The organism is Pseudoclavibacter sp. VKM Ac-2867, from assembly GCF_015351275.1.
In the GTDB taxonomy this organism is placed as follows: domain Bacteria; phylum Actinomycetota; class Actinomycetes; order Actinomycetales; family Microbacteriaceae; genus Pseudoclavibacter.
Window position 1 is genome coordinate 1 of record NZ_JADKSL010000039.1, and the last position, 9,741, is coordinate 9,741.

Genomic DNA, 9,741 nt, shown 5'->3' on the forward strand with positions numbered 1-9,741 from the left:
TCCCACTCCACCGACAGCGGACCCTCGTAGCCGATCGCGTTCAACATGCGGAAGCAGTCCTCCCACGGCACGTCCCCGTGCCCGGTCGAGATGAAGTCCCAACCCCGGCGCGGATCCGCCCACGGCAGATGCGACGACAACCGCCCATTCCGACCATTGCTGAGGCGCTTCTTCGTGTCCTTGCAGTGCACGTGATAGATGCGGTCCTGGAAGTCCCACAAGAACCCCACCGGGTCGATGTCCTGCCACACCATGTGCGACGGATCCCAGTTCAGCCCGAACGACTCCCGATGCCCGATCGCTTCCAGCGCACGCTTCGTGGTCCAGTAGTCATACGCGATCTCCGACGGGTGCACCTCGTGCGCGAACCGGACCCCGACCTCCTCGAACACATCCAGGATCGGGTTCCACCGGTCGGCGAAGTCCTGGTAGCCCGCGTCCACCATCGCCTCCGTCGCGGGAGGGAACATCGCGACGTACTTCCAAATGCTCGAGCCCGTGAAGCCGGTGACCGTCTTCACCCCCAGCGCTGCGGCCAGGCGGGCGGTGTTCTTCAGCTCCTCCGCCGCGCGCTGCCGCACCCCCTCGGGCTCGCCGTCGCCCCACACGCGGTCGGAGACGATGTCCCGGTGGCGCTGATCGATCGGGTCATCACACACGACCTGACCCTTCAGGTGGTTCGAGATCGTCCACACTTTGAGACCATTGCGCTCGAGAATGTCGAGCCGCCCCTGGACGTACTCGGCGTCGTCCCACCGCCACGGATCCAGATGATCACCCCAGCAGGCGATCTCCAAGCCGTCGTAGCCCCACTCCCCCGCGAGCCGCGCAACCTCCTCGAACGGCAGATCGGCCCACTGACCGGTGAACAACGTGACAGGACGAGACATGCTTCTCCTCTTAACTAACGTTCCAGAATGCTTGGGCCGCGCTGCTCAGACAGCGACAGCGGACCGGGTCTCGACCCACGCGCTCTCCGCGGCCGAGCTGCGCTCGACGGCGTCGAGCACACGCTGCACGCTGAGCCCCTCTTCGAAGCTCGAGTGCAGCGGGGTGCCGTCTGCGATGGAGGTGACGAGGTCGACGACCTGGTGGGTGAAGCCGTGCTCGTAGCCGAGCATGTGACCGGCCGGCCACCAGGCTGCGACGTACGGATGCTCGGGCTCGGTCACGAGGACCTGCGCGAATCCCTGCGCCCGGCTATCCGCCGTGCGGTCGTAGTACTGCAGCGAGTTGAGGTCCTCGAAGTTCCAGGCGAGGGCGCCGAACTCGCCGGAGACCTCGATGGAGAGCGCGTTCTTGCGGCCCGTTGCGAAGCGGCTCGCGTCGAACGAGGCGAGCGCCCCGCCTGAGAGCCGTCCGGTGAAGATCGCGATGTCGTCGACAGTCACCGCCCCAGTGCCCGAGCCGTCGGCGAGCGGACGCTCGGCGATGATCGTGTCGATCGTGCCGGAGACCCGGTCGACGCTCTGGCCCGTGACGAACTGCGTGAGGTCGATGGCGTGCGCCCCGATGTCGCCGAGCGCGCCCGAACCCGCGAGCTCCTTCTGCAGGCGCCACGAGAGCGGTGCGTCCGGGTCGACCAGCCAGTCCTGCTGGTAGGACGCACGCACCCGGTGGATGCGCCCGATCTTGCCCTCGGCGATGAGGTCGCGGAGCAGGGTGACGGCCGGCACGCGGCGGTAGGTGAAGCCGACCATCGACTTCACGCCACGCTCTGCTGCACGCGCAGCAGCATCCGCCATCGCCTCGCCCTCGGCGACCGTGTTGGAGAGCGGCTTCTCGACGATGACGTGCTTGCCCGCCTCGAGCGCCGCGATGGCGATCTCGGCGTGCGAGTCACCGGGCGTGACGATGTCGACGATGTCGATGTCGTCTCGCGCGATGACCTCACGCCAGTCGGTGGCCGACTCCTGCCAGCCCCACTGCTTCGCGGCCTCCGCGACCGCGTTGCCGTTGCGCCCGACCACAACCGCCATCTCGACCTCGGCTGGCAGGCCGAAGACGCGAGGCGCCTGCCGCCAGCCGACCGAGTGAGCGGCTCCCATGAAGCCGTAGCCGATCATGGCCACGCGCAACGGCCGGGTCATGCGAGGACCACTTCGCGCTCGACGGGGACGCGGTTGGTGACATAGCGGCCCGGCGCGATCTGCATGTAGAGGAGTCGCATCGTGAGCACGACCTCGACCGTGAGCTTGTCGCCGGCGGCGGGCACCTCATCCAGCTGGATGACGATGTCGGGCCGGTCGGAGAGGAACCAGAGGGTCTCCGACTGCTCGGGCAGCTCGTCGATCGTGTAGGAGCGCCCGGCGAGGTCGAAGCGCAGCTTGTCCTTCGGGACGGACACCCCGTTGACGTTGACTTCGACGTTGTCGACGGCCGACAGCCAGAGGCTGCGGTACCAGGGGATCTGCACGGAGACGCTGATGCCGTCCTCGCGCCGGGTGACGTCCTTCTCGGCGAAGAGCGAATTGTGTGTTGCCATGTGTCTGTTCCCTAGCCTCAGGCGACCGTGAGGCTGTTCGCCTCGGCCGCGGTCTCTTCGATGGCACGGCGCATGAGCGCGTGCTGCTGGCGCACCTGCTCGACCGGGTCGCTCTCGCCGAGGTCGGCGAACGCGTGGCCCTCCCACTCGCTGGAGAGGTAGCCCTGGTAGCCGCCCTTGACGAACTGGCGCACGATGCGCGCCGTGTCCATGGCCGGCTCCTGGCCGTGCTCGTCGATGTCGTAGAACTTCGCGTGCACGTGGAACATCTGCGGCATGATGTCGAGCCACTCCTCAGGCTCGACGAGACCGTGCATGTTGAACGCGAGGCGCGTGAACGGGCCGAGGCGGGCGAAGTCGAACTTCTCCTCCGTGAGGAAGTCCTCGAAGGCCTGGTTGCGCACGTGCATCGGCTGCGGGCGGCGCCAGATCTCGTCCATGACGGGGAAGTACTCCTCCGGCATGCCCATGCTGCTGAGCGTGCGCAGCAGGCGCGGCGAGAGGCTGTGCATCGTCGAGCTGAAGTCGGCCGTGAAGCCGAGGCGCTCGCTGCCGAGCTCCTCGTACATCTCGCGGATCGCGTGGATCTGCGGGGCGTTCGGGCCGGAGGGGGCGTGGATCTCGTAGCCGAGGCGCTGGTCGTACTTCTCGGCGAGCGGCAGGAGACGCGCGAGCAGCTCCTTGCCCGCCGAGCGGATGACGACGGTGCGGAAGCCGAAGTCGTTGGCCGTCGCGAGCTGGCGCGCGAAGAACTCGTACTCCTCGTCCGGCGTCATGTCGCGGTCCTTGCGGCGCCCCATGTCGAGGTTGGTGCCGACGGCGCTGGGCTCGAGGCCGTCGCGCTCGAGGGTGTCGCGCCAGAACTTCACGAACTCCTTGTCGGTGTCCGGGTAGGTGCGCAGCAGCTGCGCGATGTTGAACTCGACGCCAGTGCCGAGGCCCTCCTTGTGCACCGCCTCGACAAGCGTCTCCGGCGTGTAGAGGCCGGCCGCGAACTCCGAGGTCAGCGAGTAGAGGGTGATGCCGAGCTTGATGCCCGTTCCTGCGATTCCATCTGTCATGGTGTTCTCCTTCTGGTCCCGGCGGTCAGCTGCGTACGGGCAGCGCATGGTGGGCGGCGAGGATGCGGCGCGCCTCGGCGGGGTCGGTGATCATGCGCGATCCCGCATCCGCTGCAGCGGAGCGCTGCACGGCGTGTTCGGCGCGGATGATGTCGAACGGGCTCTGCCAGTGGTTCCAGTGCCAGCCCTCGTACTCGCTCGAGACGGCGCCCGAGTAGCCCTGCTCGACAAGCAGCGCGATGAGCTCGCGCACGGGAACCGAGGGCTCCTCGCCGTGCTCGTCGATGCCGAAGAACTTGCCGTGCACGTGCTTGACCCACGGCATGATCTCGAGCCAGTCCTCGACGCGGGCCGGGCCGAAGAGGCCGGTGCCGTTGATGGCGAAGTCGATGCCGAAGTCTGGACGGCCGTGCTTGGCGGCGAGGCCGATGAACGAGCCGAAGCGCTTGCCGTGCACGCCCTGGTCGGCCGGCGGGCCCTCGGCGTAGTAGCCGTCCCACAGCTCGACGAGCTCGGCGAGCAGCTCCTCCGAAGCGCCGCGGCGGCGGTAGGCCTCGACGGCCGATGGGGCGAACGCCTTGGTGGTGGCGCCCCAGTCGGCGGTGAAGCCGAGGAACGGGGAGCCGACCTGCTCGAAGCGGTCGCGCAGCGCGAGGATGCGCGGGTGCGAGGCGTACTGGTCGGCGTGCACCTCGAGCGCGAGGGTCACGCCGTGCTTCTCGGCGATCGGCGCGAGCTGCTCCATCGAGTCCGGCGTGATCGAGATCTGCACGCGGGCGACGGGGAAGCCGAGCTTCGCGGCCGCCTCGATCTGGCGCGTCATGTACTCGACGAGCTCATCCTGCGACAGCAGGCGGTCGCGGTGGATGCCGATGTCGGCGTTGACCGCGAGCGAGGTGCGCACGAGGTCGAGCTCCTCGACGAGGTCCGAGAACCAGCCGGCGAACTCGTCGGTGATGTTCGGGAAGCCGCGGATGCTCGAGAAGCCGATGAGCTCGAGGCCCGGCCCGAAGCCCTCGGCCGCGACCTTGCGGAGGAGGCCTTCGAGGTCGTACTCGCGCCCGTGGAACGCGCGGGTGAAGCTGTACAGGGTGACCCCCTGGATGGGGGTGCCGAGCTCGCCAGTCATGCGGAGACCGCCTTCATCGTCTTGGAGTTGTGTTCTTCGATGCGGAGCACCCCGTGGTCGGTGATGATGTACGGGATGTAGAGCTTCAGGTCGACGTCGACGGTGTGGTCCCCGTCACCCGCGGCGAGCGGGATGTCTCCTTCGACGACAACCGAGTCGGTCGGGAACCACCACTCGCTGGTGTCGCCCGCGAGCTCATCCGGTGCGTAGGTCTTGCCGTTCATGGTCCAGCGCAGCGTCTCGAGCGGGGCGGCGATGCCGTCGACCGAGAGGCCGAACTCCGAGATGCAGGATGCGGGGAGCGAGCGGTACCAGGGCAGGCGCACCTCGACCGAGGTTCGCGTGCCGTTCGTCTTGAGCGTGTCCTGCTCGATGATCCGATCAGGAATCATGGTGGCCTCCTAGCCAGTTGTCAGTCATGGTCAGTTCCGTGTCGCCTGGGCGGCGACGGCTGGTGCGGCGGTGAGCTTCGCCGCGACGTCGCGGGCGCCCTTCACCGCGAGCGCGACGCCCGTGAGCGTGGGGTTGCAGGCAGTCGAGGTCGGGATGACGCCGTTGCCGGCGACGTAGAGCCCCGGCACGCCCCACACCTCACTTGTCGGAGAGCAGACGCTCTCGCCGTCGTCGGTCTCGCCCATGCGGGTGGTGCCCTGGTAGTGCAGGGAAGCGCCGAACGGCAACACCATGGCTCGGTCGTCGAGTGGTTCGCCGATCGCTCGGCCCAGCGTCAGCAGGCGCTGCTTGGCGGCTTCCATGACCTCCCGGTCGTGGTCGGTCGCGGTGTAGTGGATGCGAACGGCGGGCATCCCGTAGCTGTCGAGGTGACCGTCCTCGAAGAGCACACGGTCGTCACGCTGCAGGTCTTTCGCGCAGAACAGGCCGAGGCCGACGATGGAGCCGGGAATGACGGCGTCGTCGTCTGCGATGGGAACCGGCGACGCATCGAGCTGCATGACCTGCCCGTGGAAGGGCTGATCATCGGTGTACGGGATCCAGCTCACGCCACTGGTCTCGGTGATCGTGCCTGCAGGGCGTTGAGCCGCATCCGCAATCTGGTCTGCCGACGCTTCGAGGCCCGTGATCCGAGCAGCGAACACGATCTGCGTCTGGTCGTTGAGGTAGCGGCCGAGGGCGTCCGGCCGAATGCCGGAAGCCCAGAGGACCTGGGGGGTGCGCAGCGCGTCCGCCGCGATGATGACGACTCGCGCTCCGACGAAGCTGAGCTGACTGTCGCCGGCTTCGCTGAGGTCACGCACCTCGACTCCTGCGACCGCTCCGTCGTCGCCGATGACGGTCCGGGTGACGAGGGATTCGTCGAAGAGCGAATAGTTGGGGTTCTGGCGCGTGACGTCACCGAGAACGACGTCGGAGCCTGACCACACGAGGCGTCCGTCGCCGCGGCGGCGGACCGCAAGCGGCATGCGCTGCACGCGGGCGGCTGGCTCACGGCCTTCATCGACCGCGGGCGAGAGGCGGTCGCGAATGAGTTGCGTGAACGGAGCATCGTCGAAGGCATCCGTGGTAACGCCGAGCAGTCGGTCAGCCTCGTCGAGGAGCTCGTCGAGCTCTCCCGTGCCGTCGAGGAAGGCGATCCGCTCGCGCCCACCTGGCCGCGGGCACGCGCCGGTCCAGTGCGCCGACATGCCGCCGACGTTGCTGGACATGGCCGCGACGGGCATCCCGTCTCCACCGTCGACTGAGAAGTCACCGTCGGGCAGGATGTACGTTCCTGGACGCGACTGCCGCTTCCCCTGCGCGAGGGCCACGGGGCTGTTGAGCTTGGATGCCGCTTCCCCGGTCCCCTCGGAGCGGCGCTGGGCTGCGCTCCGCGCCTCGAGGTCTTCGATGTTCTTGACATGCGCACCGGGAGGGTTCGAGACGGTCGGCCCGACCTCGAACATCGCGATGCGCAGCTCCGGCGCCGACTCGCTCAGGATGCGCGCGTACGTCGCGCCGGCGGGGCCGCTGCCGACGATTGCGACGTCGACGCGCTCTGGGTAGCGGCTCATGCCGAGGCCGCTGCTTCCTTCACGTAGGCGACCGACGCCGCAGACTCCTGCGTCGGGTAGTACTCGAGGCCGATCGGCCCGTCGTAACCGGATGCGCGCAGCACGGAGAACTTCTCCGCCCAGTCGAGCGCACCGCTGCCGGGCTCGCCTCGGCCAGGTGCATCTGCGAGCTGCACGTACTTGACGATGTCGCCGGCGTTGGCGAGCTCGGCGGCCATGTCCTCGCCCTCGACGGCCGAGTGGTAGATGTCGTAGAGCACGCCGAAGTTCGGGGAGTCGACGCCGCGGGCGACGTAGACGGCTTCGGAGGTGCGGTCGAGCAGCGCGCCCGGGTGGTCGACGCGGATGTTGACCGGCTCGAGCACGAGGGTGATGCCGGAGCCGTCGATCTGGGCGATGGCCTTCTCGTAGATGGCGATGAGCTCGTCGAGCTGCGTCTGGCGCTTGGAGCCGCCGAAGCCCGTGCCGCTGCCGACGACGAGGCGCGGGCAGCCGAGCTCCTGGGCGATGGCGACGCCCTCATCGAGGCACTGGTAGAAGAAGGAGTGGTCCTTGGGCGGGATCATGAACTGCGTGCGCGGTTCGGCGAGCTGCGCCGTGAGCTGCGTGCCGGTCTCCTCCAGCGCCGCTTTGAGGGCGGGGATGTCCTTGGGCTTGGCGGGCGCGTCCTTGCCCGTTGCGCCCCACATTTCGACGGCGTCGAAGCCGGCTGCGGCGGCCGCGCGGACACGGTCGTGGTAGTCGCCTGCCTCGGCGAAGAGGAGTTCGATGTTCGGTGCGAGCTGGTACATGTGTGGATCCTTTGCGGTGATCGAAAGTGGGGAGGTCGACGCTTCAGAGGCGGTCTGCGAGCTGACGGATGAGGGAGTGCTGGCGGCGGACCTGCTCGATGGAGCGCCACGGCTCCCGCTCGCCCTCGTACTCGCTCGAGAGGTAGCCCGTGTAGCCGACGTCCTTGAGCGCTTTGAGCACGGGCTCCCACGGGATCTGCTGGTCCTCGAGGTGCTCGTCGATGTCGTGGAACTTGGCCTGGATGAACACGACGTGCTCGATGATGCCGGCGATATCGGCGGGGTCGACGCCGATGCCGTCGAGGAAGTCGGGGCGCTTGCCCGGCAGCTCGCCCGGGCGCAGCGGGATCGGCCGGTCCTGGAAGATGCCCGTGTCGAGGAGCAGCCCGAAGTGCTTCGTGCCGGTGCGCTTGATGAGCGCGATGTAGTCGTCGACGACCTCGTGCTTGATGGGCGTCGGCGAGTGGATCTCCGGGCAGATGATGACGTCGAGCTCTGCGGCGAGCGGGAGGCTCAGCTCGACGGCTTCCGTCCAACTGTGGTGGGGCACGAGGTCGCTCGTGACGACGCCGATCTTCGGGCGCACGAACCTGAAGCCGAGGCGCTTGGCGAGGCGCAGGTCGCGCTGGAGGATCTCGGCGCCCTCCGCGGCCGTGAGGTCGCGGGCCTGCGGTCCGCTCGAGTGCAGCCGCGTGTCGATCCAGGAACCGTAGTTGGTGGGCTCGAGCGCGTACTTCTCGAGCAGCGCGAACCATTCATCGACCCACTCGTCGCTCGGGTTCGGGTAGTTCGGGATGTGCCCCTCGCCGAGGATCTCGACGCCGGTGGCCCCGAGGTCGGCGATCGAGCGCAGCGCGGTCTCGAGGTCCATGACCGTGCCGTAGTCGCCCATGTAGCTGTAGAGGGAGACGCCGTAGTTGAACTGCGCACCCTGCGCCTCTGGGGTCAGCGTCACATGCTTGGAGACCTGGTAGCGGCTCGGCTGGTGCTCGAGCGGGATGTACGACATCCGCAGGCGCAGGTCGACTGAGAGCTCGTGCACGCCGTCCGGCAGGCCACCATCGAGGGGGACGGTGACGGTGGCGGGTTCGTCGAGCTGCCAGCGCACATCCTTTGACACCCACAGCTCCTCGAGCGTGTACGTGTTCCCCTGGAGCGTCCAGAGCGGGACGGTCGGATCCACGTCGACGACGCCGGGGATCTCAACGCCGACCCCGTCGATGAGCGAGGCCGCCATGCCGCGGTACGACGGCATGCGGAGCTGGAATTGGAATCCGGTGACCGTGTCGCCATCGCGCACGTTGCGGAAGCCGACGGACTGGATGAGGTCTCTCTCGAGAAGCATCGTTGCTCACTCTCTGTGTCTGTGCGTCCACTCTACGCACTTATGTCGGTTTCAGTCATAAGAAAGACTGATGTGCGCCTTAGGTGCTGCGGATGCGGGCAGTCCGGCAACAAGAACGCCGCCGGAGCAGCCGGAACCCGCCGCCGCCCGGCCGGCCGGCCGCCCGGCCTCAACGCAGCCGGTCCGCAAACCTGGGGCTTGCGCACTCGCGGGAGCCCCTCCGCCTGCGCAACCCCCAGGTCTGCGCAGATCCCCGCTCACGCACCCACGCACCCACAGACCTGGGCCATGCGCACCTTCGGGGCCCCACAACCTGCACAACCCCCAGGTCTACGCAGATCCCTGCCCGCGCGCCCACGCGCTCACAGACCTGGGCCACGCGCACCTCCGGGAGCCCCACAGCCTGCGCAACCCCCAGGTCTCCGCAAAAGCCCCGCCCGCGCGCCCACAGACCTGGGCCATGCGCACCTGCGGGAGCCCCTTCCGCCTACACAACCCCCAGGTCTACGCAACACTCAGGTACGCGCCTCCCCGCGCCCACGCGCCTCCAGCCCTAGGCCTTCCGCACCTGCAGGCGCCCTGCCGCCTGCGCAAACCCCAGGTCTGCGCAGAACCCTGCCCACGCACCCACGCATCCACAGACCAGGGCCTTCCGCACCTGCGGGAGCCCCTCCGCCTGCGCAAACCCCAGGTCTGCGCAGAACCCCCTGCCCGCGCGCCCACTTGCCCACAGACCTGGGGCTCGCGCATCCACCTGAGCCTCAGCGCCTGCACAACCCCAAGGTCTGCGCGGCGGCCGGGTTCGCGCCTCCACCCGGTCCACCCACACCCCCGCCTCCCCGGGCCGCCACCAACGCCTCCCGCGCGCCCTCCAAGCACAGATGTGGGGGTTGCGCACGTGAATCACCGGATTCACGTGCG

At 68.3% G+C, this 9,741-nt stretch carries 9 protein-coding genes; all 9 read right to left on the reverse strand.

Annotated features, from left to right (window positions below; translation table 11 throughout):
• Positions 1 to 890 (reverse strand): sugar phosphate isomerase/epimerase family protein (locus tag ITJ67_RS19345; protein ID WP_194678731.1); only part of this gene is annotated, 890 nt, incomplete at its 3' end.
• 45 nt (positions 891 to 935) lie between these two features.
• On the reverse strand, positions 936 to 2,090 hold the full coding sequence (locus ITJ67_RS19350) for a Gfo/Idh/MocA family protein (RefSeq protein ID WP_194678733.1): 1,155 nt from the start codon (positions 2,088 to 2,090) through the stop codon (positions 936 to 938).
• Positions 2,087 to 2,485: a C-glycoside deglycosidase beta subunit domain-containing protein gene (locus ITJ67_RS19355; protein ID WP_160074874.1), complete on the reverse strand. Its 399-nt coding sequence runs from the start codon at positions 2,483 to 2,485 to the stop codon at positions 2,087 to 2,089. Before ITJ67_RS19355 ends, ITJ67_RS19350 begins: the two co-directional genes overlap by 4 nt.
• Positions 2,486 to 2,502: 17 nt before the next feature.
• Positions 2,503 to 3,546: a sugar phosphate isomerase/epimerase family protein gene (locus ITJ67_RS19360; protein WP_194678734.1), complete on the reverse strand. Its 1,044-nt coding sequence runs from the start codon at positions 3,544 to 3,546 to the stop codon at positions 2,503 to 2,505.
• Positions 3,547 to 3,571: 25 nt separating this feature from the next.
• The gene (locus tag ITJ67_RS19365) at positions 3,572 to 4,675 is read right to left on the reverse strand and encodes a sugar phosphate isomerase/epimerase family protein (RefSeq protein WP_194678735.1); all 1,104 of its coding nucleotides are present in this window, start codon (positions 4,673 to 4,675) and stop codon (positions 3,572 to 3,574) included.
• Positions 4,672 to 5,067: a C-glycoside deglycosidase beta subunit domain-containing protein gene (locus ITJ67_RS19370; protein WP_194678737.1), complete on the reverse strand. Its 396-nt coding sequence runs from the start codon at positions 5,065 to 5,067 to the stop codon at positions 4,672 to 4,674. Before ITJ67_RS19370 ends, ITJ67_RS19365 begins: the two co-directional genes overlap by 4 nt.
• Positions 5,068 to 5,097: 30 nt before the next feature.
• Complete coding sequence (locus tag ITJ67_RS19375; protein WP_194678738.1) at positions 5,098 to 6,684, reverse strand: GMC oxidoreductase; 1,587 nt, start codon at positions 6,682 to 6,684, stop codon at positions 5,098 to 5,100.
• Positions 6,681 to 7,475 carry a TIM barrel protein gene (locus tag ITJ67_RS19380; protein WP_194678739.1) on the reverse strand — a complete coding sequence of 265 codons (795 nt, stop codon included), beginning with the start codon at positions 7,473 to 7,475 and terminating at the stop codon, positions 6,681 to 6,683. Before ITJ67_RS19380 ends, ITJ67_RS19375 begins: the two co-directional genes overlap by 4 nt.
• 43 nt (positions 7,476 to 7,518) lie before the next feature.
• Positions 7,519 to 8,820, reverse strand: a complete 1,302-nt coding sequence (locus ITJ67_RS19385; protein ID WP_194678741.1) for a C-glycoside deglycosidase beta subunit domain-containing protein — start codon at positions 8,818 to 8,820, stop codon at positions 7,519 to 7,521.
• Positions 8,821 to 9,741 lie beyond the last annotated feature (921 nt).

Coding starts and splice junctions, on each gene's coding strand:
- ITJ67_RS19370 (WP_194678737.1), bottom strand. CDS start 5,067: ATGATTCCTGATCGGATCATCGAGCAGGACACGCTCAAGACGAACGGC.
- ITJ67_RS19365 (WP_194678735.1), bottom strand. CDS start 4,675: ATGACTGGCGAGCTCGGCACCCCCATCCAGGGGGTCACCCTGTACAGC.
- ITJ67_RS19385 (WP_194678741.1), bottom strand. CDS start 8,820: ATGCTTCTCGAGAGAGACCTCATCCAGTCCGTCGGCTTCCGCAACGTG.
- ITJ67_RS19375 (WP_194678738.1), bottom strand. CDS start 6,684: ATGAGCCGCTACCCAGAGCGCGTCGACGTCGCAATCGTCGGCAGCGGC.
- ITJ67_RS19355 (WP_160074874.1), bottom strand. CDS start 2,485: ATGGCAACACACAATTCGCTCTTCGCCGAGAAGGACGTCACCCGGCGC.
- ITJ67_RS19380 (WP_194678739.1), bottom strand. CDS start 7,475: ATGTACCAGCTCGCACCGAACATCGAACTCCTCTTCGCCGAGGCAGGC.
- ITJ67_RS19350 (WP_194678733.1), bottom strand. CDS start 2,090: ATGACCCGGCCGTTGCGCGTGGCCATGATCGGCTACGGCTTCATGGGA.
- ITJ67_RS19360 (WP_194678734.1), bottom strand. CDS start 3,546: ATGACAGATGGAATCGCAGGAACGGGCATCAAGCTCGGCATCACCCTC.